The organism is Anoxybacillus sp. CHMUD, from assembly GCF_013096965.1.
Classification (GTDB): domain Bacteria; phylum Bacillota; class Bacilli; order Bacillales; family Anoxybacillaceae; genus Anoxybacillus; species Anoxybacillus kestanbolensis_A.
Map to the genome: position 1 here is coordinate 136,431 of NZ_SDLG01000001.1, position 24,606 is coordinate 161,036.

The 24,606-nt window shown below is 40.3% G+C and carries 27 protein-coding genes and 1 tRNA gene; 8 read left to right on the plus strand and 20 right to left on the minus strand.

Going from position 1 to position 24,606, the window contains the following annotated elements; all coding sequences use genetic code 11:
• Positions 1-59: 59 nt before the first annotated feature.
• The 3 genes from ETB99_RS00760 to ETB99_RS00770 all read right to left on the minus strand — a co-directional run bounded on the left by ETB99_RS00760 (position 60) and on the right by ETB99_RS00770 (position 3,298).
• A complete protein-coding gene (locus ETB99_RS00760; protein ID WP_077428770.1) occupies positions 60-629 on the minus strand; it encodes a 5-formyltetrahydrofolate cyclo-ligase in 570 nt (189 codons plus the stop codon).
• Positions 630-683: 54 nt separating this feature from the next.
• Positions 684-833, minus strand: a complete 150-nt coding sequence (gene rpmG / locus ETB99_RS00765) for a 50S ribosomal protein L33 (RefSeq protein ID WP_004889517.1) — start codon at positions 831-833, stop codon at positions 684-686.
• Between the two features lie 80 nt (positions 834-913).
• The gene (locus ETB99_RS00770; RefSeq protein ID WP_077428771.1) at positions 914-3,298 is read right to left on the minus strand and encodes a sugar phosphate nucleotidyltransferase; all 2,385 of its coding nucleotides are present in this window, start codon (positions 3,296-3,298) and stop codon (positions 914-916) included.
• Between the two features lie 144 nt (positions 3,299-3,442).
• Between ETB99_RS00770 and ETB99_RS00775 the strand changes: the two genes are divergently transcribed.
• Both ETB99_RS00775 and ETB99_RS00780 read left to right on the plus strand, forming a co-directional pair.
• Complete coding sequence (locus ETB99_RS00775; protein WP_216366003.1) at positions 3,443-3,760, plus strand: hypothetical protein; 318 nt, start codon at positions 3,443-3,445, stop codon at positions 3,758-3,760.
• Positions 3,757-4,170 carry an endolytic transglycosylase MltG gene (locus tag ETB99_RS00780; RefSeq protein ID WP_077428773.1) on the plus strand — a complete coding sequence of 138 codons (414 nt, stop codon included), beginning with the start codon at positions 3,757-3,759 and terminating at the stop codon, positions 4,168-4,170. Before ETB99_RS00775 ends, ETB99_RS00780 begins: the two co-directional genes overlap by 4 nt.
• A gap of 29 nt (positions 4,171-4,199) precedes the next feature.
• Here the strand turns inward: ETB99_RS00780 and phoU are convergent, their stop codons facing one another.
• From phoU to ETB99_RS00825, 9 genes are all read right to left on the minus strand, one after another.
• A complete protein-coding gene (gene phoU, locus ETB99_RS00785) occupies positions 4,200-4,859 on the minus strand; it encodes a phosphate signaling complex protein PhoU (protein ID WP_006317904.1) in 660 nt (219 codons plus the stop codon).
• A gap of 53 nt (positions 4,860-4,912) precedes the next feature.
• A complete protein-coding gene (gene pstB / locus ETB99_RS00790) occupies positions 4,913-5,725 on the minus strand; it encodes a phosphate ABC transporter ATP-binding protein PstB (protein ID WP_129000552.1) in 813 nt (270 codons plus the stop codon).
• 26 nt (positions 5,726-5,751) lie between these two features.
• Positions 5,752-6,633, minus strand: a complete 882-nt coding sequence (pstA, locus tag ETB99_RS00795) for a phosphate ABC transporter permease PstA (protein WP_171699683.1) — start codon at positions 6,631-6,633, stop codon at positions 5,752-5,754.
• A gap of 2 nt (positions 6,634-6,635) precedes the next feature.
• Entirely contained in the window at positions 6,636-7,586 is a 951-nt protein-coding gene (gene pstC / locus ETB99_RS00800; RefSeq protein WP_129000554.1) for a phosphate ABC transporter permease subunit PstC, read from the minus strand.
• Positions 7,587-7,661: 75 nt separating this feature from the next.
• Positions 7,662-8,624, minus strand: coding sequence for a PstS family phosphate ABC transporter substrate-binding protein (locus tag ETB99_RS00805; protein ID WP_171699684.1), 963 nt, complete (start codon positions 8,622-8,624; stop codon positions 7,662-7,664).
• A 113-nt stretch (positions 8,625-8,737) separates the two neighbouring features.
• Entirely contained in the window at positions 8,738-10,891 is a 2,154-nt protein-coding gene (locus ETB99_RS00810; RefSeq protein ID WP_171699685.1) for a peptidoglycan D,D-transpeptidase FtsI family protein, read from the minus strand.
• 60 nt (positions 10,892-10,951) lie between these two features.
• Positions 10,952-12,166 carry an MFS transporter gene (locus ETB99_RS00815; RefSeq protein ID WP_171699686.1) on the minus strand — a complete coding sequence of 405 codons (1,215 nt, stop codon included), beginning with the start codon at positions 12,164-12,166 and terminating at the stop codon, positions 10,952-10,954.
• 91 nt (positions 12,167-12,257) lie between these two features.
• The gene (gene sodA, locus ETB99_RS00820; RefSeq protein WP_012574541.1) at positions 12,258-12,866 is read right to left on the minus strand and encodes a superoxide dismutase SodA; all 609 of its coding nucleotides are present in this window, start codon (positions 12,864-12,866) and stop codon (positions 12,258-12,260) included.
• Positions 12,867-13,032: 166 nt separating this feature from the next.
• Positions 13,033-13,106 (minus strand) — tRNA-Ile (locus tag ETB99_RS00825).
• Between the two features lie 118 nt (positions 13,107-13,224).
• On the opposite strand from ETB99_RS00825, the gene ETB99_RS00830 reads away from it, so the two are divergent.
• Positions 13,225-13,998 carry a DUF1189 domain-containing protein gene (locus ETB99_RS00830; protein ID WP_077428780.1) on the plus strand — a complete coding sequence of 258 codons (774 nt, stop codon included), beginning with the start codon at positions 13,225-13,227 and terminating at the stop codon, positions 13,996-13,998.
• A gap of 14 nt (positions 13,999-14,012) precedes the next feature.
• Here ETB99_RS00830 and ETB99_RS00835 read toward each other — a convergent pair whose 3' ends face one another.
• Positions 14,013-15,737 (minus strand): methyl-accepting chemotaxis protein, encoded by a 1,725-nt coding sequence (locus tag ETB99_RS00835; protein ID WP_171699687.1) that lies wholly within the window; start codon positions 15,735-15,737, stop codon positions 14,013-14,015.
• 163 nt (positions 15,738-15,900) lie between these two features.
• Between ETB99_RS00835 and ETB99_RS00840 the strand changes: the two genes are divergently transcribed.
• Together ETB99_RS00840 and ispG are read left to right on the plus strand one after the other, a co-directional pair.
• Positions 15,901-16,212 (plus strand): type IV pilus assembly protein FimV, encoded by a 312-nt coding sequence (locus tag ETB99_RS00840; RefSeq protein ID WP_004889503.1) that lies wholly within the window; start codon positions 15,901-15,903, stop codon positions 16,210-16,212.
• 79 nt (positions 16,213-16,291) lie between these two features.
• The gene (gene ispG, locus ETB99_RS00845) at positions 16,292-17,386 is read left to right on the plus strand and encodes a flavodoxin-dependent (E)-4-hydroxy-3-methylbut-2-enyl-diphosphate synthase (RefSeq protein WP_004889502.1); all 1,095 of its coding nucleotides are present in this window, start codon (positions 16,292-16,294) and stop codon (positions 17,384-17,386) included.
• 21 nt (positions 17,387-17,407) lie between these two features.
• Here the strand turns inward: ispG and ETB99_RS00850 are convergent, their stop codons facing one another.
• A complete protein-coding gene (locus tag ETB99_RS00850; protein ID WP_077428782.1) occupies positions 17,408-17,740 on the minus strand; it encodes a hypothetical protein in 333 nt (110 codons plus the stop codon).
• 130 nt (positions 17,741-17,870) lie between these two features.
• Between ETB99_RS00850 and ETB99_RS00855 the strand changes: the two genes are divergently transcribed.
• Positions 17,871-18,446 (plus strand): 5' nucleotidase, NT5C type, encoded by a 576-nt coding sequence (locus ETB99_RS00855; protein ID WP_077428783.1) that lies wholly within the window; start codon positions 17,871-17,873, stop codon positions 18,444-18,446.
• 2 nt (positions 18,447-18,448) lie between these two features.
• On the opposite strand, the gene ETB99_RS00860 is transcribed toward ETB99_RS00855, so the two are convergent.
• Genes ETB99_RS00860 through ETB99_RS00875 form a run of 4 tightly spaced genes read right to left on the minus strand, consistent with a single transcriptional unit; the run spans position 18,449 to position 21,418 of the window.
• Entirely contained in the window at positions 18,449-18,874 is a 426-nt protein-coding gene (locus ETB99_RS00860) for a Fur family transcriptional regulator (RefSeq protein ID WP_006317883.1), read from the minus strand.
• Positions 18,875-18,880: 6 nt separating this feature from the next.
• Entirely contained in the window at positions 18,881-19,714 is an 834-nt protein-coding gene (locus ETB99_RS00865) for a metal ABC transporter permease (protein WP_129000563.1), read from the minus strand.
• Positions 19,715-19,728: 14 nt separating this feature from the next.
• Positions 19,729-20,484: a metal ABC transporter ATP-binding protein gene (locus tag ETB99_RS00870; protein ID WP_171699688.1), complete on the minus strand. Its 756-nt coding sequence runs from the start codon at positions 20,482-20,484 to the stop codon at positions 19,729-19,731.
• 58 nt (positions 20,485-20,542) lie between these two features.
• Positions 20,543-21,418, minus strand: a complete 876-nt coding sequence (locus ETB99_RS00875) for a YitT family protein (protein ID WP_171699689.1) — start codon at positions 21,416-21,418, stop codon at positions 20,543-20,545.
• Between the two features lie 84 nt (positions 21,419-21,502).
• On the opposite strand from ETB99_RS00875, the gene ETB99_RS15145 reads away from it, so the two are divergent.
• Positions 21,503-21,757, plus strand: a complete 255-nt coding sequence (locus ETB99_RS15145) for a DUF2624 domain-containing protein (protein WP_004889494.1) — start codon at positions 21,503-21,505, stop codon at positions 21,755-21,757.
• Positions 21,758-21,779: 22 nt separating this feature from the next.
• On the opposite strand, the gene ETB99_RS00885 is transcribed toward ETB99_RS15145, so the two are convergent.
• On the minus strand, positions 21,780-22,667 hold the full coding sequence (locus ETB99_RS00885; protein WP_004889493.1) for a deoxyribonuclease IV: 888 nt from the start codon (positions 22,665-22,667) through the stop codon (positions 21,780-21,782).
• 13 nt (positions 22,668-22,680) lie between these two features.
• Positions 22,681-23,961 carry a DEAD/DEAH box helicase gene (locus tag ETB99_RS00890; RefSeq protein WP_171699690.1) on the minus strand — a complete coding sequence of 427 codons (1,281 nt, stop codon included), beginning with the start codon at positions 23,959-23,961 and terminating at the stop codon, positions 22,681-22,683.
• A gap of 150 nt (positions 23,962-24,111) precedes the next feature.
• Here ETB99_RS00890 and vrrA point away from each other — a divergent pair, with 150 nt between their 5' ends.
• Complete coding sequence (gene vrrA / locus ETB99_RS00895) at positions 24,112-24,573, plus strand: VrrA/YqfQ family protein (protein ID WP_171699691.1); 462 nt, start codon at positions 24,112-24,114, stop codon at positions 24,571-24,573.
• Positions 24,574-24,606 lie beyond the last annotated feature (33 nt).

The following is a 24,606-nucleotide window of genomic DNA, read 5'->3' on the forward strand; positions in this document are numbered from 1 at the left end:
TTATTAACATTTTGTTAATTTTTTCTCCTGTACAATATGAAAGCGCTTATGCTGTTTTATTATTCGTTTTCACAAACAACAATTCCTTCGTTTGTAATAATCATTTGGACAGGGATGTCATGCTGTTCAACCGGCAACGTAGAGACGATTTGACAATCATATGCAAGGGAAATTGTATCGTTTGGAAAATCAACTAAATATCGATCATAATATCCCCCACCATAGCCAAGGCGATATCCTTTACGAACAAAAGCAAGACCTGGAACAAATAGGAGCTCGATTTCATGTTTTTGCACTTCTCTCGTTTCTTCCACAATCGGTTCATATAAATCGAAAAAAGAGCGTTCCGTTTCTTGAAACGAACGAATTTCGCGAAACGTCATTTGTTTTGTTGTTACATCGCATTTTGGAATGGCAACTTTTTTCCCTTCTTGCCATGCTCGTTCAATGATACATTTTGTATCGATTTCGATTTGTTGTGAGATCGTAATACCGATCACTTGTGCCGTTTGCCAAAGATGTTGGTGAAATAATATATCGTGAATGATGTTCTCCTTTTTCTTGCGTTCTTCTTTTGTCATATGTAAGAGACGTTGTTTTATTTGTTGCCGCAATTGTTTCTTATTCATTAACCTTCCCCCTCTTTCATAAAAAAATAAGCAGCAGGAAAAAAATCCTACTGCTTACTTCGTTTCACGATGAACTGTTGCTTTTTTGTCTCGTGGGCAATATTTTTTCAATTCGAGGCGCTCTGGGTTATTGCGCTTATTTTTTGTTGAAATATAGTTGCGTTCGCCGCATTCTGTGCATGCTAACGTAATATTTACACGCATCGTTCTTTCCCTCCAAACAAAAGTATTATAATCACACCTTTCCATCATATCATTTTTCTTAAACAATTTCCATATGAATTTTATACGTTTTGATATTGCCGAATTTTCTTTATATAGTATTTCGTATATTCTTTTGCTTTTTGAGCATTTGCTGCTTGTGAATAAATCGTTAACGTTGGTTCATCTACTTTCGGTAAAATGAGTGTCCATGCTCCATCTTCATGATATACTTTCATGCCATCTGTAAAATCTACATGCTTGTCATACGATTCTTCTAACAATTTACGCATAACAGCCGCCCGTTCATCCCATGGGCAATGAACATCACGGCATGATAAATGAATAGTTGGAATAGACGACACAATGGTACGAAGCGAACAACGTTCAATCGCTAACAAGTGCAATAGTTGTACACATGCATACAATCCATCGAAATAAAAATGAAACGGCTCATGATGATGTGCAAGCAAAAAATCTCGTCTCGTATCTTTTACATAAACAATATCTCCATATAACCGTTCTGCTAATGTGTGTAACGCAGACGGTGCCCAAGCAGGAACGGCTACTTTTTTCGTTTCGCTAAATAAAAGAGATGTGAGCACATGCAACGAAATCATTTCTTCTTTCGTCAATGTGATTCCTTGCCCGTCAAACATTCGAAAACGTTCCCCTGAATAGTCAAACACGATAGCAAATTGGGCTTGTTCTTGCTCGATTAGTTTCCGAATGTGTTCATCATCACGCTCTTTTGTCCAAACAACTTCTATCGCGAACAACAGAAGTGTGCGTTCAATGGTATGCTTCAATAAAGGAGAACTAGCGACGACAACTTTCCATCGCTCCGATGAAGAAAAAGAAATCGCTTGACGCAATGCGCGAATATACATTTCATCGTTCTCTTTTTGTTTCATTGCTTCGCCAATTTGAGCCACTGACATGTGATGTTCATGTTTCATTCGTTGTTCAATCGCGCGTTCCATCGTGCAATCAATGGGAAATCCTTGTTCATCGTGTATGTCAATAACTACTTCATCATGTTCGTTCACCGTCACAAATACGCCACCACGATATTGTTTATGAGAAAGAATATAACGAAAAGCAGGCAAATATCCCCCCTCATATACATTTGTGTACATACCGTACATATGCAAACATTGAGCAAACAACGATCCGAGCGCCTGAGACAACGGGTGATTGTCATAGCCCATTAATATGTGACTTCCTTTTTCATGTAGACTGCTATATGCTGAAGCCAACTGTGTGATAAACATCGGATGAGCATCAACATGAGCGCGCATGCTGATCCCATTTTGGCGAAACAATACGTTTGGGCGTTGTTCACCCCATACAATTGAACCTTTCACTTTCGTTTTTTCTGCAATTGTTTTATTCGGCCAAATTTTAGCCGCATGTTGCACTTTCACTTTATTTTTTAATTTGCACTTTGCCCCAATGACCGCATAATCAAATATTTCATTTTTTTTACCGATATACACATCATTTGCTACAACTGCTCCCCGTAATTCACTATGTTCATCAATATAAACATTGGACCAAACAATCGAGCGCTTTAACGATGCGTATTTACTAATAACTGAACGTGAGCCAACCACCGTATATGGTCCGAGTGTTGCATAGGCATCAATGCGCACATCGTCCCCAATAAGAATCGGTCCTTCTAATTTTACCTCTTGTGCAATGTTCACTCGCTCACCGATCCATACATCAGGAGCTATTTCTTTGTAATGAGAAGAAACGAGACGTTGATTTAGTAAATCAACATGTGTTTGATGATATTGTTCGATGACACCAATATCAGACCAATATCCATCCGCCTCATATCCGTATATTGGGTACTCTTGTTGAATGAGATGTGGAAAAATATGTTGACTAAAATCGTAAGGTGGATGTTCAGGCATATAATTAAAAATCGCTGGATCGCAAATGTAAATGCCTGTATTGACTAAATCGCTGCACACTTCATTCCATTTTGGTTTTTCTACAAAATGAATCACTTTTCCGTTTCGATCTGTCACAATTCCACCGTATGAAAGAGGAGTCGCTTCGTGGTGCATAAGAACGGTAACTAATGCTTGTTTGGAAAAATGGAAATTGATTGCTTGCTGTAAATGAATTGTCGTCAACGTATCTGCACTAATAACAACAAACGTATCGTCTAAAAAAGACTGAGCATGTTTTACGCTCCCTGCCGTTCCAAGGGGCGTCGTCTCTTCAAAGTAATGAAGATGTACACCGAATCGACGTCCATCACCAAAATATTCAATAATTTCATCACTTAAATATTGAACGGTTACAGCAATATCCGTAATTCCGTGATGTTTTAACCATTCAATACTATACGCCATCACAGGTTTATTCATAATTGGTACGATCGGTTTCGGAACATGACAAGTTAACGGACGTAACCGTGTTCCTCTTCCCCCTGCCATAATGACCGCTTTCACAACATATCCCCCCCAAGTGAAAGCACACTTTTTTCCATCATATCATGACAATACTATGCGGACAATATACGAAAATTGTCGATTTTACATGAAAATGATGCATGATCGCTACATTCCTATGTATAATAAAGTGGGGTGACAAACATGATCGAATATACATTGATTGGACTCATTTCTTTTGCAATCATACTATTGCTTATTTCTTTCTTTCAAAAAGATCGTGTAAAAGAGGTAGAAGAACAAGTAGAGCAACTCACATTATCGACGATGCAACAATTGTACGAAATAAAAAAGCGAGTTAAAGCGCTTGAAGAAGAGCTGCTTGTCGGAATGGAGTTGTTTTCAACTGAAGAACAAATATGTCATCTACATAAGCAAGGTTGGACAAAAGAACAAATTGCCCGCAAACTCAACATGCCGATAGATGAAGTAAATATTATGATCGCGAGGAATGAACGATGAGAAAGACAACACGTGCATTTGCGGTTGGAATGTTGTTTGCCACAACGATACTTGCTATCGTTCATTACACGAATGACAAACAGTATACTATCATCAGCGAACAGCAGTATGAACAAATCGTTGCTGAACGAAATGAACTCGCTGAAAAACTCGAAAAACAAAAAAAAGAAACTGAAAAAACAACACCATCTCAAAAAGAAAAAGTGTACATTTATACGTTAACGATTGCCAAAGGAGAGGCAAGTCGCGACGTTGCTAACCGACTTGAACAAGCGCACATTATTGATGATGCTCAATCATTTTTAACATACCTCGATACCCACCAATTAACGCGTGCGCTACGCCCTGGAACGTATGTTGTTACAAGTGACATGTCATATGAACAAATCACCAAAAAAATCACAAAATAAGGATGTCCGCTGTTGGACATCCTTTTGCTTTAATCGTTTAAGTCGTAATGTCTTCCCTTGACTAAATAAAAGACATTTTCAGCGATGTTTGTCGCGTGATCTGCAATACGTTCAATGTAACGTGCAGTAAACGAAAGCTGAGTAATTTGCGACATCGCATCTGGATGTGCTTTTGTGCGCTCAAGCAATTCCCGAATCGTTTCGCCGTACAAACGATCAACTTCATCGTCCATGTCAGCCACTTTTTTCGCTGTAACGACATCTTCTTCGTAATACGCTTTTAACGTTAACGAAAGCATATTTACTGCGATTTCATGCATTTTTTCTAATTTATTTAATGAAATAACAAATGGCTGTTCACCGATTCGAATAGCCGATTTCGCAATGTTGACAGCAAAATCCGCCATTCTCTCAACGTCCGTTGCAATTTTAATCGCAACAATAATGCGGCGCAAATCGATTGCAACAGGTTGTTGTTTTGCAATTAGTAAAATCGCAAAATCGTTAATTTCCTCATCAAGTAGATCAATTTTTGTATCGTTCTCGAGCACTTGCAATGCTAAATCGCTATTTTTTGTTTTTAACGCTTCAAACGACTGCGTTAATGCGATTTCAGCGAGACTTCCGAGCTGTAGTAATTGATCGCGCAACGTTTGCAAATCGTAATCAAATTTCTCACGTACAGACATGCTTACTCCCCCTTTATTTTGAAAAAATCGTGCGAGCGTACCCGCACGATTTTTTATCCAAATCGACCTGTAATGTAATCTTCTGTTCGTTTATCGTCTGGATTCGAGAATAATTTATCTGTGTCGCTATATTCGATCACTTCACCGTTCAAGAAAAACGCCGTTTTATCAGAAATACGAGCCGCCTGTTGCATATTATGTGTAACGATAATAATGCTGTAGTTTTTCTTTAGCTCTTGCACAAGCTCTTCTACTTTCAATGTTGAAATTGGGTCAAGTGCAGATGTCGGTTCATCCATTAAAATAACATCTGGCTCAATCGCTAAACAGCGAGCAATACATAGACGTTGTTGTTGTCCACCAGACAGTCCATATGCATTCGTATGCAAACGGTCTTTTACCTCATCCCAAATCGCCGCACCGCGTAAACTTCTTTCAACGATCTCATCTAAAATTTTCTTGTCACGAATACCGTGAATACGCGGACCGTATGCCACGTTATCATAAATTGATTTCGGGAACGGGTTAGGCTTTTGGAATACCATGCCGACTTGCGTACGCAATTCTTCGACACGATACGATTTATCAAAAATGTTGCGCCCGCGATACGTAATTTCTCCGGATGTGCGAACGCTTGGCACAAGCTCAATCATTCGGTTTAACGTTTTAATGTATGTCGACTTTCCACATCCCGACGGACCGATAATCGCTGTGACTTCATTTTCGTAAATATCTAAGTCAATATTTTTTAGCGCATGATGTTCTCCATACCATAAATTTAAATTTTTCGTGCGATACACAACGTTTTTTTCGCTTCGTTCTTCAGCTTGTTTATTTTTACGTTCTTTCACAACTGTTAATTCCATGGATAAGTTCCCCTTTCAACGCGCAATTAATAACGTTTTTGAAACTTGTTGCGAATGAAAATGGCAATCGAGTTCATAAAGATGAGCACAACGAGCAACACGACAATTCCGGCAGCTGCAACGTTTTGGAAATCAGCTTGCGGACGCGACGTCCAGTTGTAAATTTGCATCGGCATGACAGTAAATGTATCAAGAATGCCGCGTGGCAAATACGCTAAAAACGTCGGAATACCTAAAACGACAAGCGGCGCAGTTTCACCGATCGCACGTGATAAAGCTAGAATGCTACCTGTTAAAATACCGGGGATCGCTGCTGGAAGAACGATACGATAAATCGTTTGCCATTTCGTCGCTCCCATACCATATGATGCTTCGCGCAATTGATTCGGCACGGCACGAAGCGCCTCTTGTGCCGCAACGACGATGACAGGAAGCACAAGCAAACTCATCGTTAAACCAGCCGCTAGAATGCTACGACCTAAATTCAATTCACGAACGAAAAGCGTTAAACCGAGCAAACCGAATACGATCGACGGAACACCTGCTAAGTTGGAAATATTCGTTTGAATAAAATCTGTAAAACGATTTTTTTTCGCATATTCCTCTAAATAAATGGCAGTTCCTACGCCAAGAATAAGCGAAACAGGGGCAACGATGACCATTAACCATAATGAACCAACTAATCCTGCTTTAATTCCTGCTTTTTCCGGACGACGAGACGGGAAGTTATTTAAAAAGTCCATGTTTAGCCAGCCAAGTGCTTGAGTGAGTATCCGATATAGAAGGACGACGAGAACAATCAATCCGAATAATGTCGCTAAGAAAAACAAAAATTTTAACACATTATTGCGTAACAGACGACCGTTCATATGTTGAACGACACGTTGTTTATCAATTAACTTTTCCATGATTAATACTCCTCCCTAAAGCGACGAGAAATGTATTGCGCGAGTAAGTTCATGGCTAACGTAAATACAAACAGTGTCATACCGACCGCATAAATGCTGTAATAAACCGTTGTACCGTATCCGGCATCGCCTGTTGTTACTTGGACAATGTAGGCAGTTAGCGTCTGAATCGATTTCGTTACATCAAATGTGAAAACAGGAGATGAACCACCCGCTACAGCTACAATCATCGTCTCACCAACAGCACGAGAAATTGCAAGCATAAACGATGCCGCAATACCTGACGTCGCTGCAGGAAGGACGACTTTTAAAGCAACTTCTAACTTCGTTGAACCGAGGCCAAGCGCTCCTTCACGAATGGAGTTTGGCACAGAACTCATCGCATCTTCAGATAAGGAAGCAACCATCGGAATAATCATAATACCCATGACGATGCCCGGGCTTAACGCGTTAAAAATCCCTAAATCTGGGATGATTTTTTGCAAAAGAGGTGTTACAAATGTTAATGCGAAAAATCCGTATACGATTGTCGGAATTCCCGCCAACACTTCTAATATCGGTTTTAATACTTTTCGTGCCTTTTCAGACGCATACTCACTCAAGTAAATTGCTGAAGCTAAACCGATCGGAATCGCTACAAGCATTGCAATTGATGTCGTTAAAAGTGTTCCTGTCACGAGCGGAGCAATGCCGAACGAACCTGTTTTTTCATCCCATGGAAGCCATTCTTTACTCGTTAAAAATTCAACGATTGATACTCGTTCAAAGAAAATAAATGTTTCAAATAACAATGTAAATAAAATGCCGATTGTCGTTAAAACCGAAATGGTAGCTGTTAATAATAACAATTTTGGCATGAACCATTCCATAAACTGTTGTCCGCTTTGCTTTTTCTTATTTTCTTTAATCATCTCACGGACGGAATATGAACGATTCCCATCTGTCATCGCCATAATGTGAAAACCCCTTTCCAAATTCATGGCGAGATGAGAAGCGACTATGGTGTCGCTTCTCATCTTCACGTTTCGTTATTTCAATCCTTCAAGCTTTTTCAATTGCTCATCATATTTTTCTTGTGGAAGCGCTACATATCCAACTTCTTCAGCAAACTCCGCACCGTTCTCTAATAAAAATTTCGCGAAATCATATACTTGTGGCTTTTCTTTTAACGCCTTTACGCTTACATACGTAAATAATGGGCGAGAAAGTGGTGCGTATTCACCGCTTTGAACTGTTTCATGCGTCGGCTCTACTGGACCGTTTCCATTATCGATTGGCACAGCTTTCAACTTATCTTTATTTTCAATGTAGTATGCAAATCCGAAGTAACCGAGCGCATTTTTATCGCCTGCAATTCCTTGAACAAGTACGTTATCATCTTCAGATAATTGCGCTGTTTTGTTTAACGGTTGTCCATCTAAAATGACTTCATCGAAGTAATCGAACGTACCAGAGTCGTGTCCTGGTGAGAACAATTTAATTTCTTCATTTGGCCATTCTGGACGAATGTCTGACCATTTGACTTTGTCATTACCGTTTACCGCACCGGATGTAAAAATTTTCTTTAGTTCATCAACTGTTAAATAATCAACCCAGTCGTTATCTTTATTTACTAAAACAGAAAGACCGTCGAATGCAACTTGGAGCTCTTCAAATTGAATGCCGTTTTGCTCAGCAGCTTTCTTTTCCTCTTCTTTAATTGGACGAGAAGCGTTTGAAAAGTCTGTTTCCCCTTTTGTAAACTTTTCAAATCCGCCACCTGTTCCGGACAAACCAACAGATACTTTGACATCTGGTTGTTCACCCGCATACGCTTCAGCGGCAGCTTCAACAATCGGATAAACAGTAGACGATCCATCTACAACAACGTTTCCGCTTAACTGTTCTCCGCCATTTTCGCCGCCTTGCTCAGCGCCGCCACCACATGCTGTTGTAAATGCTAATACAGCGCTTGTTACACTTGCGAGTGCAAACCATTTGTTTTTCTTCATCTTTTGATTTCCCCCTACTTTTTCATTAGTTTTTGTCCCACGAGTTATAGAATAATGGAAAGGTATTAAATTCGTTTTAAACAAATGTTAAGCTTTTGTAAATTCGCTTTCTTTTATCTTTCCATTGTTTGTTCCTCATTATTCAACGGTTCAGTAGGGGGTTGCTCTCCGAATTGGCGCTTTGTTTTCAATTCAAAATACGCATCTAAAATTTTTCTTCCAATGTAGTTATTGATCGGATAATGGTTTCTCGGATTTTGATATACCCAAGGCACAACGACAGCAAACGCCACTTCCGGATTGTTGTACGGAGCGAAGCCAACTAACGTCAAATTGTATGTTGGCGTCATCCGTCTTGACTTGATCGGTCCATCATAAAACGCCTGTGCGGTTCCTGTTTTTCCTGCTGGATCATAAGGGGCGTTTGCGAAAAAGGCACGCGCTGTTCCGTTTGAACCGTGCATAACGCGATAAAATCCTTCACGCACGCGCTCAATATACTCCGTTTTCATATCGACTCGGTTTAACACTTTCGGCTCAAACGAATAAATGACATTTCCCATTTCATTTTTTTCGCTAATCGGTTCGCGAATTTCTTTTACAACGTGCGGTTGAATGCGATATCCACCGTTAGCGATCGTTGAAACGTATTGCGCCATTTGAATTGGCGTGTATACATCAAACTGCCCAATAGCTAAGTCAAGCAAATGCCCTGGAAGCGTACTTTGTCCAGGCCATCCGATAATTTCCCCAGGCAAATCAATCCCTGTTCTCACACCTAAACCGAACTGATTAAAGTATCGTCTCATAATCGAAAACGCTTCTTTTTTAATTGGTAACGCTTGATGTGGGCGGTACGTAGAGCCAGCAATCGCTATTGCTGTCTTAAACATGTAAACGTTTGACGACATTTCAAGCGCTTTTAAATCGTTCATCGGTCCCGGACGAATACCGCTATGCGATTTTTTCGTCGGTGTTCCTTTAATATATAGCGGTTCGTCAACTAGCACCGTGCCCGGTTGAATAACACCCGTTTGAAATCCTGTTAATACGGTTGCTCCCTTGACTGCTGAACCCATCGCATACGCTGATGTGATTGTTCCAAGGGCATAATCTTTGAACACTACTTTCCCATTCTCATCACGTGTATACAGTTTCCCAGCTAGCGATAAAATCTCTCCCGTATTCGGATCCATCATGACAACGAAAGCACGATCGAGCAACTCTGTTCCAGCGCGCCGTTTCATTGTCGTCAATTCTTCTTCAATAATTTGCTCGACACGTTTTTGTAATTCCATATCGATCGTTAGCACAATATCTTTGCCACGCTGTCCTTGCGATATTTCAATCGTTTCAATAATGTTGCCTGCTTTATCTGTCACATTTTTAATTTTTGCCTTTTGCCCACGTAACACATCTTCATATTGCGCTTCAATGTAACTTTTCCCTACACGGTCATTACGGCTATAATCGCGTGCTAAATAGTAGTCAAGCTTTTCACGCGGTAACCCTTCTTCCGATGATGTAATATTTCCCAGCACTGTACGAAACGTATCACCAAATGCATAATGACGATCCCAATCTGTCGTTACATCTACCCCTGGCAATTCTTCTAAATGCTCGCTAACAACCGCATATTCTTCATTCGTTACCCCTTCATTTTTAATCATTTGTGGCGTCAACGCGTATCCACTATTCATTTCCCGAAAAATAGCGACAACTTCAAGCTCCTTTTCTTTAATTGCTTTTACATCTTCTTCTGTAATGCGCTCAAGTTGCAGTCGATAAATATCTTTATCTTTCAACTTTTTAGCGCGAAACTGTTTCCATTCTTTTTCTGTAATTTTTTCTTTCGCCTTCTCCTCATTTGTTAAAATCCAATAGTCTTTTATATCTCGCTCTGTCACACGATCCGTCGGCTTTTCAATATACATTGCTAACTTTTTTGCTACTTCAATCATTTCCGAAGGTTTTGTTGTTTGGGTGCGCGTATACGTAATCGCATGAAGCGGTTCGTTATCGACAACGACTTGGTAGTTACGGTCATAAATTTTGCCACGCGGCGCCGGTGTATTGACAGTGACGTTTTCCGTTCGCTCAACCTCTTTTCGATATTGCTCACCATAAACGATTTGGATGACACCTAATCGTAAAATAAGCGCAGAAAAGAGTAAAAATACAATAAAAAATAGCACGTTTAACCGAAATGGCACCTGCATTCGTTTTTTCTTTTTCTTCGCTTTTTGAGCATGTTGTATTTGTTTCAAAACGTGCGAGCACCTCCTTTACTTGCTCCTTCTCATTGTAAAAGAAACGCTCGCAAATTTCTACATTGAAAGTCGAATGCGTCTTACAAAAAAATAAATAATTAAATGACCGGCTCCAACAATTAACATTAATAATGGAATCGCCTCTTTTGCATCAAATAACGTAATGGCTAATAAAAACAATAAAACAGACGTTGCACGCCCACCGTTCAAAAATAATTCCCTCATCACAATATATTCAATGCGCCACTCCTTTGCATGATTGCTTTGTCCAATGACGTCAAATGTAAGCGACAAATATGGGACAAGCAAAATCGGATAACCAACAGCAATAAGCGCACCGTATATCATCAGCTTTGTGTACGACAAATCAAAAACGAGTAAAAAAACAGAAGCATACAATAACACGCCACCAAATAAAATCGCGCGCAATCGCCAGCGTTGCTTTATATATTTGGATGCAAACGAGTACGTCATGAAGGAAACAACTGCGTTAATAAAACCAAATACGCCAAGCGCTTTTTCTGTTCCTGTTGTTATAAATAAAAAAATAGAAACGATAAACACAAATGTTCCTTCCCGAAATCCTTGAAAAAAGTGGGCGTTTGTAATCATTTTCCAATTTTTGTTTTTCTTTCGTTCATCGTATGCTGAACGAAGTGCGAATCGCCCTGATGAGCCTCGTCGATGTAGGAAGAAGCTGAGGATCACCGCGGCAATAAACAAACATAAAGAAGCTAAAAAAATCGCCATGTACCCCGTAAACTTTTCACTCGAAGCGATAACCCATCCTGCTAGCGGTGGCCCAATCATTCCTGCCACAGATGTCATCGCTCCAAGCAACCCGTTAAATAAATCGCGCGTATTTGGCTCAGTAATTTCAAATGTTAATACGTTAAATGCAAGCCAATAAAAGCCATAACCAACACCAAGCAAACCACCAAGGAAAAACAAATGATTCATCGCTTGATTTCCACTGAATAATACGACTAAAAAAAAGAGTGCCAAAAACGTCACGCCCATTCGTAAAACGATGACGCGATCAATTTTTTTGGCGATTTTTCCAGCAACGATAAATGCAAGCGGCTGCCATGTGACAATCGCTAAATTGTACACACCTAGGGCATGAAAACTGTTCACTTTTTTCCAAACATATACGTTTACAAACGTATTGGACAAAGCGATGCTAAGAGAATACAATCCGCCGATTGCTAGTAAAAGAAACAATTGGCGATGTGTGTGAATGTGCGCGATGATTCGTTTCCATCTGTTCATAGGCAAACTCCCTTTCTTGACAAGTAGTTTGCCTACTCTTTTGTAGCGATATGCAAAAAGAGCTCGACAAAATTTGCCGAGCTCTTCATCATTATTTTGCTGCTGCGTAACGTTTCGCAACTTCGTCCCAGTTGACAACATTCCAAAACGCTGAAATATAATCTGGACGACGGTTTTGGTATTTTAAGTAGTATGCATGCTCCCATACATCTAATCCTAAAATTGGTGTTTTACCTTCCATTAATGGCGTATCTTGGTTTGGTGTACTTGTTACCTCAAGCTGACCGTTGTGCACAACAAGCCATGCCCAACCAGACCCAAAACGTGTTGCAGCCGCCTTTGAAAATTCTTCTTTAAACTTTTCAAAGCTGCCGAATGTATTGTTAATTGCTTCAGCTAATTCACCTGTAGGCTCACCGCCACCATTTGGTGAAAGAATTGTCCAAAAGAGCGAATGATTTGCATGCCCTCCTCCGTTGTTACGAACAGCTGTACGGATGTTTTCCGGCACCTCGTTTAAATGAGCCATTAGCTCTTCGATTGTTTTGCTTTGTAATTCTGGATGACCTTCAAGCGCTGCGTTTAAGTTTGTTACATATGCGTTATGATGTTTTGTGTGATGAATGTTCATCGTTTCCTTATCAATATGTGGTTCTAACGCATCGTAAGCATAAGGCAATTGTGGTAATTCAAATGCCATACTTCATTCCTCCTCATTTATTATGTAATTGGTCACAAATGAAACCGTTCAATCACATTTAGAAACAGAAAAGTTTCATAAGTGAACCTACTTTAAGAGTACCAAAATAAAACGAATGTTTCAAATTATTTGCAAAAAAACTCGCTAATTCACTTAGCGAGGAAAATGGACCCTGCAGGACTCGAACCTGCGACCAGACGGTTATGAGCCGTCCGCTCTAACCAGCTGAGCTAAGGGTCCATCATATCCGATGGTAATTTTAGCAAAAATGATGAAAGGCGTCAATACGAGACAAAATGGTTGTGTAGCGAATAGAAAAAGAAGTAGAATGAAAAATGATGATGCCTAAAGGATGTGAATGATCATGTGGAAACGGTTGTTACAAAGTCTTTATTCGCCTGTACATATTGCCCGCTTTCGCTTTCATCCGATCGGAAAAGCGATTAGTTACGTGTTCTTTTTATCGCTTATTGCGACGTTGCCGATTGCTATTTATTTTATAATAAGTATAAACAAAACGATCGACTCAACGCGCGAACTATTGAGCGAGGAGCTTCCCCCATTTGAAGTCGTCGATGGCATATTGACATCGGACGAAAAAAAACCAATTGAGCTCATACATCCTGACGTGACTATTTTATTAGATAGCACAGGTACATTAACTACCGATGACGTAGCGCGCTACACAAATGCAGTGGCGTTTTTAAAAGAAGACTTTTCGCTCGTTGTAAATGGCCACGTTCAATCGTATCCGTATGCCGTCATGCAAGTAGATCGCTTTACAAACAAAGACGTATATGAATTTACACGCACGTTGCAATCATTACTTCCTATCGTCATTTCACTATCGTTTTTTGTTTTATACTTTTTCACATGTACAAGTAAATTTCTTTACGTGACCGTTCTTGCATTCATCGGTCTCATTTTTCGCGGCACATTAAATAAGCGTGGAACGTACCGTCATATGTGGAGCATCTCCGCTTATTCGATTACATTATCAACTATCTTTTTTACAATAATGGAATCGTTGCAAATTGTTGTTCCTTATGCCGTTGCTTTAGACTGGTTCGTTTCTGTCACGATTTTGTTCGCTTCCATTAAAGAACTCCCTTCTATGAAAGAAGCAGGCTGATCCGCCTGCTTCTTTTATACTTTAAATGTGGAGGTAAGCATTGATAATGATTGCGATAATTCATTTAATCGCTCACCAACCCGATACATATCATTCATTTGTTTTGTTTGGTCATGAGAAACAGACATCATTTCCTCCGCGCTCGCTAACGTTTGTTGGGCAACAGATGCAAATGCCATGGTGACCGTTTCAATGATCGGCAACAATTGCTGAAACTGTTCTAGCTCGACCTCCATTTCGGCAACGTTTCGGTTGACGCGCTGAATTTCTGTTAATAAACGGTCGAATGAACACTTCGCTTCATTTGCAGACGTGAGTTGATGTTGCAAGTGCGTCATCATACCTTCAAACTGATCTGTCGCATAAGTTGCTACCTCTTCCATCGCAAAGATAGACGATGTAATTTCTTCCGTTGCTTTCGACGCATGCTCTGCCAATTTTCTTACTTCCATAGCAACGACAGCAAATCCTTTTCCAGCTTCACCAGCGCGCGCGGCCTCAATTGTTGCATTAAGCGCCAATAGCTTCGTTTGTTCAGCAACTTGTCGGATGACATCCACCACTTTTGTAATCGACGTCGAATGATGTTTTACGCTTTGAATCGTATCGTTTACTTTTTTAAACTCTTCAGAGAACGAATGAATGCCAGTAATTAAATGCGTCAGTCGCTCCTCTCCACCTTGCGAAGACATATTCATATCTTTAGCGCTTTCCGAAATGTTTTGCACGCTTGTTAATAAACGTTCCATTCGTTTTTTCATCTCGTCTACACGATAAATGCTTTCATCTGAAGCACTTGCTGTTTCTTCAGCCCCTTGTTTCACAGTTGCAATGGCTGCCATAAGGTGATCGTTCGACTCCATCGCATGCTGCGAAACGTGCCCTAAATCGCCACCTGTCATCGTTAACTGCTTTGTCATTTCATTCATTTCGCGAATCATATTTTTCATATTCATTAACATGCGCTGAAAGCTACGCGAAAGCGAGTCCACTTCCGGCGTCGTCGAATAAATATGTTCATCAACCGTTAAATCACCGCGCGACAGCCGACTCATCGCATGACGAAGTTGAGCAATCGGTCTCGTCAATCCGCTCACTAGCCATTTAATCATGAACGCAGAAATAATAACGCTCACAGCAATAGCAATGATCGTCAGCTGCGCAAGCCGATGAATGGGTTTCATAAACTGTTCATCCGTTACCGCTATCACATAAGTTCCTTTTAACTCTTGAATCGTTTTATACGCGAACGTATATGTACGTCCGTTCCACTCCAAATGCGAAACGCCATTTTTTCGTTTCACAATCGTTTCTTTGATCGATTTTGTTACGTTCAGCTGTTCATTTCGCTCAAATGTTTTTACTTTTCCATCACTTATTAAAAAAACATCTACACTTAACCCATCTTGCATCAGTTCTGCTCTTTGCTGCTTAATTGCAGAACGTAAACTTTTGTCAAACAGTTTTTCATTTCCGGCATGAATATACAGCAAATTACGTAATACTTCAAACATCATCGTCGCTTCTCTCTCAAGGCGGTTTTCGATCGCTTTTACAGTCGTTTCTTTCGCCTGATGATAAGCAATCATCCCCACAATGCTAAGCGAAGTAATTAGAACACTAAAAAATAAAATGAATAGACGGTTTTGTAAACTCATTTTTAATAACCATTGTTTTACTTTCGGTGATGGTTGAATACGAAATATTCTTATATGCGGTTTTATATTTTTCAATGGCACGGCACATCCCCCCTTCGACAAATACAGACAAAGAATACTAAAAAAATATGAATGGGATGTTAAACAAATGTGAAGTGATGTAAAAGAAGTGTAATTTTTGTGCATATATGATAAGGACAAGCCATATGCATGAAGAAAGAAGAACGACAGGTGGGGAAATAGGATGAAAAAAGTAGTTACCCTTCTTATCTTCATTGCTATATGTGCGATTGCTTACCATGATGTAACAGACGGAACGATTCATACGATTCGTGCGGAAAAAACGAACAAGCGGACGAACGAATTACCTTATCGCGAAATAACCGTCCAACGTGGCGATACGCTCCTCTCCATTATCGAACGTGAAATGAATGGTAAATTGCCCGTACCCATCGATCAACTCATTACTGATTTTCAAGCGCTCAATCCACATGTAAATGCGCATTCCCTTCAAGCTGGCAAAACGTATCGTATTCCACTCTATAAACAGAAATAGCAAAAACGTTGTCAACAAATAAGAAACATTGCTACAATAAAAAATGATTTGATTAATACGTTAAAGGAGCGATTGACGCGTGAGTGAAATCATTCATCGTTCGAAAACCCGCCCTGTTCGTGTTGGAAACATTACAATTGGCGGGAATAATGAGGTTGTCATTCAAAGCATGACGACAACAAAAACGCATGACGTCGATGCGACTGTTGCCCAAATTCATCGACTTGAAGAAGCTGGATGCCAAATTGTTCGCGTCGCTTGCCCAGATGAAAGAGCAGCAGATGCGATTGCTGAAATAAAAAAGCGCATTAATATTCCACTCGTTGTCGATATTCATTTTGATTATCGCCTTGCTTTAAAAGCGATTGAAAACGGGGCGGATAAAATTCGCATTAATCCAGGAAATATCGGGAAACGCGAAAAAGTTGAAGCGGTCGTTAAAGCAGCGAAAGAACGTGGCGTACCGATTCGCATCGGGGTCAACGCTGGTTCACTTGAAAAGCGCATTTTAGAAAAATACGGCTATCCTACTGCAGATGGGATGGTCGAAAGCGCTCTGCATCATATTCGCATTTTAGAAGACCTCGATTTTCAAGACATTATCGTGTCATTAAAAGCTTCCGACGTTCGTTTAGCGATTGAAGCATACGAAAAAGCCGCTCGTGCATTTGACTATCCGTTACACCTTGGGATTACGGAATCGGGTACGTTATTCGCAGGAACGGTAAAAAGTGCTGCGGGACTTGGTGCGATTTTAAGTAAAGGAATTGGTAACACCGTACGGGTATCCCTTAGCGCCGATCCTGTCGAAGAAGTAAAAGTGGCTCGCGAGTTGTTGAAAGCATTCGGTCTTGCGGCGAACGCTGCAACGTTAATTTCTTGTCCGACATGCGGGCGAATCGAAATTGATTTAATTAGCATTGCAAATGAAATTGAAGAGTATATTGCCCAAATTAAAGCACCGATTAAAGTAGCAGTTCTCGGCTGCGCAGTAAACGGGCCCGGAGAAGCACGCGAAGCTGACATCGGCATCGCAGGGGCACGTGGAGAAGGATTATTGTTCCGCCACGGAAAAATCGTTCGTAAAGTACCTGAAGAGACGATGGTGGAAGAGCTGAAAAAAGAAATCGATAAATTGGCGGAAGAATATGCCTCGAAAGGGAAACAAAAATAAGAGGGGACATTCCCCTCTTATTTACCAAAATCGGACGAAAAAGCTTAAAATGATGGAGACAGCACCAATTCCAATCGCCCACGCTCCTAACGTTTCCGCTCCTCGACGGCGAGCGATAAATCCGAAAATAATGCCGGCCGCCCCCATAATGACTGGCATAAGGAAAAGAGAAACAATCGATAAAGCAAGTGCAAGCCAACCTATCCCCCGACCGTTTTCTCCACGCTCTACTTCTCGGTCAGAAAATCGAATCGGCTCAGCAATTTCACCTGCTGTTTCTTCCATAAAATCTTGCTCAATGTTTGGAACCGTATCTATTCGTGCGTTGTCATACGCTTGACGCTCATTGTCCATAACAATTCCCTCGCTTTCGTAAAATGAGGAGCACTATTATTATGCAATAAGCGATACGTCATTATAGATGTTACTTTATGTCAATGTTATAATGGGCAAGAAGCACCCGACATGAAAGGATGAGCAAACAATGATCAAGCGACGATTTGGAATCGATATTGATGGAACAGTCACATGTCCAAGTACGTTTATTCCATATTTAAACAAATCATTCCGAAAAAATTTAACGCTCGATGATATTACTGACTACGATTTAGTTCCTTTTTTAGATACGACAGAAGAAGAACTGAACGAATGGATGGAACGATATGAGCCGATCATTTATAGCGAAGCTCCTCTTGCGAACGGAGCACTAGAGGTCATTAATAGCTGGAAAGATGAATATGAGCTATATTACATTAGTGCACGAGGTCGTCACTTATATGAAATAACAGAAAAATGGTTTCAACAACAAGGCGTTCATTATCATCATATTGAGCTTATCGGTTCGCACAATAAAATTGAGGCTGTGAAAAAATACAACATCGACATTTTTTTTGAAGATAAATACGATAACGCATGCGACATTGCGGAACAATGTATGATCCCTGTCATTTTATTTGATACTCCTTACAATCGTGGTCCGCTACCAAAAGGAGTCATTCGTGTATACAACTGGCACGAAGCAAAACAACAAGTAGAAAAATTGCTTACAACAACAAGCTGACATTACACGTCAGCTTGTTGTTGACACATCGGACACGTGCCGTACACTTCAAATTTATGTCCTGAAATGGCGTATCCTTGCAAGTCTTCCGCTAATTCATTCATCGGACACGTGACAAGTTCTTTCGTTTTGCCACACGTCATGCAAATAAAATGGTGGTGGTGATGGCTCATGTTGCATGTAAACCGAAAATGCTTTTCTCCAGATAGCTCAGTCATTTCTAAAATACCGAGCTCAACGAATAGTGCCAGGTTGCGATAAACGGTATCAAAACTAAGTCCAGGATACCGATCTTTCATTACATCAAGCACATCTTTTGCAGTTAAATATTTATCTGTTTTCGCAAACAATTCAAGCATTTCCTCGCGCTTCCCTGTATACTTAAATCCCTTTTCTTTCATTAATCGTAGCGCTTCAGAAACGTTCACGCTTCTTCATCCTCTCTTCCATTTTTTCCACATGATTGATCCAATTAATATGCAAACCGCTAGCAAAACAATTGTTCCACCGGGAGCTAAGTTTAAGTAATAGGAAAGAAATAGTCCAACAATGACCGCAAATTCACCGAACAAAACGGAAAACCATAACGCCTGTTTAAATCCTTTCGCTATTCGAATACTTGCGGCAACAGGAAGCGTCATGAGTGACGAAACAAGCAAAATGCCGACAATTCGCATCGACGCAGCAATGACAAGAGCGACTAGCACAATGAAAACAAAATGGAGCGACTTTACTTTTACTCCCGATGCTTGTGCATATTCTTCGTCAAATGACAAAATAAACCATTCTTTATAAAATAGAAAAATGACGGTAAGCACAATGAAAAAAATGATGCTAATCGTCCATACGTCCGTTCGGCTTACTGCGCTTACACTTCCGAATAAATATGAAAACAAATCTGTATTAAAGCCATCCGCAAGCGAAATGAAAATAACGCTTAAACCGATCCCTCCTGATAAAATGATTGGAATCGCCAATTCTTGATAATGTTTATATACCGTACGCAGTTTTTCAATAAATAACGAACCGACAACAGAAAAGGCCATGCCAATATAAATCGGGTTTAATGTTGCAAACGTAAAAAATTTTTTTTGCACAAGTAAGCTTGCTGCAATTCCTGCTAGTGTGACATGGCTTAACGCATCAGCAATAAGCGATAACCTTCTGACGACAATGAACACACCTAAAAGTGGGGCGATAAATCCGATCAATATACCGACAACAAACGCGTTTTGCAAAAACTCATATTGAAATAAAGCTTCTAACATACACACCCCCCTTTCTACGCATGGTCATGAGCAAGTAAATGAAGATGATGCCCATAAAAGGATGCGACATCTTCTGTTTTTAACTGTGCAAACTGTTGCACACTACCATGAAAATGTAAATGTTTGTTTAAACATGCAACATGCGTCACCTTTTCCGTAATTGTTCCGATATCGTGAGTAACAAGAAGCAACGTCATATGATGTTGTTTATTTAATCGGGCAAGCATATCGTAAAAACTTTGCACATGATGTACATCAACCCCGACAGTCGGTTCATCTAAAATTAAAAACTCTGGTTGCGATACGATGGCCCGAGCGATAAATACACGTTGTTGTTGACCGCCCGACAGTTCACCGATATTGCGTCGGATAAATGGGCTCATGCCAACTGCATCAATCGCTTCATATACCGCTTTTTCGTCCTTTTTACTTAACCGACGAAATAAACCGAGCTTTCCTGTTAAACCGCTTGCGACAACTTCATATACGGTTGCAGGAAATCCAGTATTAAAACTGTTTGCTTTTTGAGATACAAAACCGATTTTATGCCAATCTTTAAACTGCTCAATCGGCGTGCCGAACAAAAAAATTCTCCCCGTTTGTGGTTTTAACAATCGTAAAACACATTTTAACAATGTCGATTTCCCTGACCCATTCGGACCAACTAAACCGACGAACGCGCCTTTTGGAATGCGAAAATTAATATGTTGCAATACATCTTCATCATCATACCGAAACGAAACATCTTCAACACGCAAAATATCGTCCATCGTTTGACCACCTTAATTCAAAATGATTCCGATTCATAGTATAGCGCATTTATTTTCATTAATGAATAGCAGACTTAAATTTCGCCCCACGTACTTCTTGTGTGTTCATAATGGTAATAAAAGCATTTTCGTCAATTTCGTATACAATCGACTTCAGCTTCGTCACTTCTAAACGTGTCACGACCGCATAAATGACTTCTTTTTGCTCGTCCGTATATCCGCCTTTTCCCATCAACTTTGTCGTCCCGCGTCCGAGTCGATTTAAAATGGCATCCGACACTTCTTCATAACGGTCTGATACGATCAAAACAGCCTTTGTTTCATCTAACCCTTGAATAACCGTATCAATCGTCTTAAAAGCGATATAATAAGTTAAAACAGAGTACATTGCTTGCTTCGGTCCGAATACAAACGCAGCCCATGTAAAAATAAAAATGTTTGTAAACATAACAAACTCACCGACAGAAAACGGCAATTTTTTCGTCATTAAAATACCTAAAATTTCTGTTCCATCTAACGAACCTCCATGACGAATAACAAATCCCACACCCGCACCAAGAATCGCTCCGCCAAATACTGTCGCTAAAATGGAATCTGTTGTAAATGGAGATACATGGTGAAACAATCGTTCCATCACAGCTAACACAACGATAGAATAGAGTGAGGAAAGCATGAACGTTTTTCCGATCTGTTTATAACCAAAATACATAAATGGTGTATTTAACAAAACGACAAGTGTCGCAAAGTTCAACCATGCGTAATTTGGAAGAATGCGATCAAGAATAAGGGAAATACCGATTACCCCACCGTCAATAATTTCATTTGGCACTAAAAACAGCTCGATGGATACCGCTGCAAGCGTGGCACCAATCGTCATCATCACAAGACGATACAACAAATGGCTAATCGTCTCTTTTTTATGTTGTCTTTTCATCCAAATCTCCTCCTTCATCCATTTTATTATATCATTGCACACCTTCCTTTTCCCGCTCATATCGTAAACAAGGAGGGATGTTACGTGAATGTATATCATAAAATCGTCCAACATAAAATGAAATCCATTACCGCAAATGAGTTGATGATGTATGCAAAAGAATATAACGTTTCGCTTTCACCGAAAGATGCGGAAACGATTGTTCAAATGATGCGCGAGAAAACGATTGATGTGTTTAACGAACAAGCGAGAAAAAATTGGATTCGCGAACTCGCCCATCGCACATCACCACAACTCGCCAAGCAAGCCAATGAGTTCATTCGTCAATTTATACAGTAAGAAGGCTGCCGATGACAGCCTTCTACTCAACAATTTTTTCACGAACATTTGGATCGAATTGTTGTGCACGCAACATAGCAATTTCGAATTTATATGGCGGCTTCGCAGACGTTTTCTCACCGACATATGGCGTTTCTAAAATTTTTGGCACGTGCGTAAGCTGCGGGTGATGCACTATATAATTGAGCGCATCGAAACCGATATAACCAAAGCCGATATTTTCATGACGGTCTTTACGGCTTCCACAAGCATTTTTACTATCATTAATGTGCAATACTTTGAGACGGTCAAGCCCAATAATGCGATCGAATTCATCTAATACTCCATCAAAATCATGAACAATATCGTACCCGGCATCGTGCGTGTGGCACGTGTCAAAGCAGACAGACAATTTGTCGTTATGTGTCACACCGTCAATGATTTTCGCCAACTCTTCAAAACGACTTCCACATTCTGACCCTTTTCCCGCCATCGTTTCTAAAGCAATTTGTACTTGTTGGTCAGTTGTAATGACTTCGTTTAATCCTTCAATAATTTTTTCAATTCCTGCTTCAATACCTGCGCCAACGTGCGCTCCCGGATGAAGAACAAGCTGCTTGGCGCCAATTGCTTCCGTTCGTTCAATTTCTGAACGTAAAAAAGAAACACCTAAAGAAAATGTATCGGCATTAGTCGTATTACCGATATTAATAATGTACGGGGCATGTACAACAATTTCATCAATCCCATGTTCTTTCATATGGGCAAGTCCTTTTTCAATGTTTAGCTGTTCGATTGGTTTCCGTCTCGTGTTTTGTGGCGCTCCGGTATAAATCATAAACGTATTTGCCCCATACGATACCGCCTCTTTACTCGCGGCTAGCAACATCTCTTTTCCGCTCATTGATACGTGCGAACCAATTTTTAACACGTTCTTCTCTCCCTTATTTCTTTTTCGCTCTTTGTTTTTTTAACTGCTCTCGCAATTTTTTCTTATATCCTGGTTTTACTTTCTTTTGTTTTTTCGCTATTTTTTCAACGAGTTGTTCCACTTCATCGACTTTTTTCTCTTTTTTCCGTCCGTTCCATGCATCAAGCTCGATCCATTCACCTTGACGCAAATCACGATGGAGAAAATGAATCCCTTTCTTTTCTAACTTAACTAACGCATGTTGATCGGATGCTTCATAAATCGTTGCAGCAATCCCCTCATAACCGGCACGTCCTGTTCGCCCAGCGCGATGAACGTAAAAATCTAGGTCTGACGGCAATTCATAGTTAATGACGTGACTGACGCCTTCAATGTCAATTCCGCGCGCCGCTAAATCAGTTGCAACAATATATTGAAATTGTAAATCACGAATCGCTTTCATCATTTTTTTCCGTTCACGTGGTGATAAATCTCCGTGTAACACACCTACTTTTAATCCTTTATCAATTAAGCCGTTCGCCACCTCGTCAGCTGTTTTTCTTGTATTGACAAACACAAGCGCTAAATATGGGTTGTAGCTCACTAACACGTCATGTAAAAGTTGTAAACGGTCGCGATGACGCAACGGAATTAAAATATGTTCAATCGTTGGTGCTGCGATCTGTTTTGGGGTGATATGAATATGAGTCGGATTCTCCATATACTTTTTCAAAAACGGCTTCAACTTCTCTGGAACAGTAGCAGAAAAGACGAGCATTTGTAAATTTTCAGGCATACGACCCGCGATGCGATCGACATCTGCAATAAACCCCATATCAAGCATCACATCTGCTTCGTCAACGACGAGCATGCGGGCAGTATGAACAAATAACGCTTGTTCGCGAACAAGATCATCAATGCGCCCCGGTGTACCAATGACAAGATGAGGTTGTGTTTTCAGCTTTTCAATCGAACGCAACTTATCTGTTCCGCCAACAAAACAACGGGCTGTAATGCGGTGATCATTCGGACAAAACTTTGTGATTTTTAACACTTCATGATAAATTTGCGTTGCCAATTCACGCGTCGGTGCAGTAATGACCGCCTGTACTTCTGCTACACGCGGATCGATGCGCTGAATGATCGGCAATAAATAAGCGTGCGTCTTTCCTGTTCCCGTCTGCGACTGGCCGATGACGCTTTCACCACGCAACACAGCAGGAATGACACGCTCTTGAATCGGTGTCGGTTTATGGAATTTTAAATGTTGAATCGCCTCTATAATAAACGGATGAAACGGCAAACGCTCGAACATCGTTTCTCATCCCCTTTCTCAGTTCAATAAAAAAATAGACCAGTTACATATTATATACGAACATCAATCGTTCATTCAACTATATGAGCTTTCTTGCATATCGTAATATAGATGAAATAAGCACAACACATAAAGAGAGGAGGAACTTCATTGCGACGTCCATTTATGTTTCCACCTTCCCATCCACCGATGCCATCTATGTGGCAACAACCAATGATGCGGCAAGCACAAGGAGGCATGTTTTCACGATTGTTCGGCAGCCAACTGCCTACACAAGCTTTCGGTGCTCAAGGAGCATTACCGAGCATTGATTCGATGTTAACAAATGTACAAAAAATGTTAAACATGGTCCAAACGATTACCCCGATGGTGCAACAATATGGTCCACTCATTAAAAGCGTACCATCGATGATGCGAATTTTTCGCGAATTGAAACAATCTGACAACATAAACGAAACAACTGAAACAGCCAATGCAACAAGTGCGGCAACAACGGAGAAGCAAATGGAGCAAAAAATACCGAGAAAACAACGCTCCGTTCCAACAGTAAAAGAACGAAAACAACAACAAACGGATGAAAAAGGGAAATCTGTTCCAAAACTATATATTTAACTTTTGTATGTTCGCTTCTTCTTTTATATAATG

Excerpts from the sequence above, each read along its gene's own strand:
- rpmG (WP_004889517.1), bottom strand. The coding sequence starts at position 833 with ATGCGTGTAAATATTACGTTAGCATGCACAGAATGCGGCGAACGCAAC.
- sodA (WP_012574541.1), bottom strand. The coding sequence starts at position 12,866 with ATGGCATTTGAATTACCACAATTGCCTTATGCTTACGATGCGTTAGAA.
- pstC (WP_129000554.1), bottom strand. The coding sequence starts at position 7,586 with ATGGCGATGACAGATGGGAATCGTTCATATTCCGTCCGTGAGATGATT.
- ETB99_RS00805 (WP_171699684.1), bottom strand. The coding sequence starts at position 8,624 with ATGAAGAAAAACAAATGGTTTGCACTCGCAAGTGTAACAAGCGCTGTA.
- ETB99_RS00875 (WP_171699689.1), bottom strand. The coding sequence starts at position 21,418 with ATGAAAAGACAACATAAAAAAGAGACGATTAGCCATTTGTTGTATCGT.
- ETB99_RS00780 (WP_077428773.1), top strand. The coding sequence starts at position 3,757 with ATGAGAAAGACAACACGTGCATTTGCGGTTGGAATGTTGTTTGCCACA.
- ETB99_RS00855 (WP_077428783.1), top strand. The coding sequence starts at position 17,871 with ATGATCAAGCGACGATTTGGAATCGATATTGATGGAACAGTCACATGT.
- ETB99_RS00760 (WP_077428770.1), bottom strand. The coding sequence starts at position 629 with ATGAATAAGAAACAATTGCGGCAACAAATAAAACAACGTCTCTTACAT.
- ETB99_RS00775 (WP_216366003.1), top strand. The coding sequence starts at position 3,443 with ATGATCGAATATACATTGATTGGACTCATTTCTTTTGCAATCATACTA.
- ETB99_RS00865 (WP_129000563.1), bottom strand. The coding sequence starts at position 19,714 with ATGTTAGAAGCTTTATTTCAATATGAGTTTTTGCAAAACGCGTTTGTT.
- ETB99_RS00890 (WP_171699690.1), bottom strand. The coding sequence starts at position 23,961 with ATGTTCGAGCGTTTGCCGTTTCATCCGTTTATTATAGAGGCGATTCAA.
- ETB99_RS00850 (WP_077428782.1), bottom strand. The coding sequence starts at position 17,740 with ATGGACAATGAGCGTCAAGCGTATGACAACGCACGAATAGATACGGTT.
- ETB99_RS00840 (WP_004889503.1), top strand. The coding sequence starts at position 15,901 with ATGAAAAAAGTAGTTACCCTTCTTATCTTCATTGCTATATGTGCGATT.
- phoU (WP_006317904.1), bottom strand. The coding sequence starts at position 4,859 with ATGTCTGTACGTGAGAAATTTGATTACGATTTGCAAACGTTGCGCGAT.
- pstA (WP_171699683.1), bottom strand. The coding sequence starts at position 6,633 with ATGGAAAAGTTAATTGATAAACAACGTGTCGTTCAACATATGAACGGT.
- pstB (WP_129000552.1), bottom strand. The coding sequence starts at position 5,725 with ATGGAATTAACAGTTGTGAAAGAACGTAAAAATAAACAAGCTGAAGAA.
- ETB99_RS00870 (WP_171699688.1), bottom strand. The coding sequence starts at position 20,484 with ATGGACGATATTTTGCGTGTTGAAGATGTTTCGTTTCGGTATGATGAT.
- ETB99_RS00830 (WP_077428780.1), top strand. The coding sequence starts at position 13,225 with ATGATCATGTGGAAACGGTTGTTACAAAGTCTTTATTCGCCTGTACAT.
- ETB99_RS00815 (WP_171699686.1), bottom strand. The coding sequence starts at position 12,166 with ATGAACAGATGGAAACGAATCATCGCGCACATTCACACACATCGCCAA.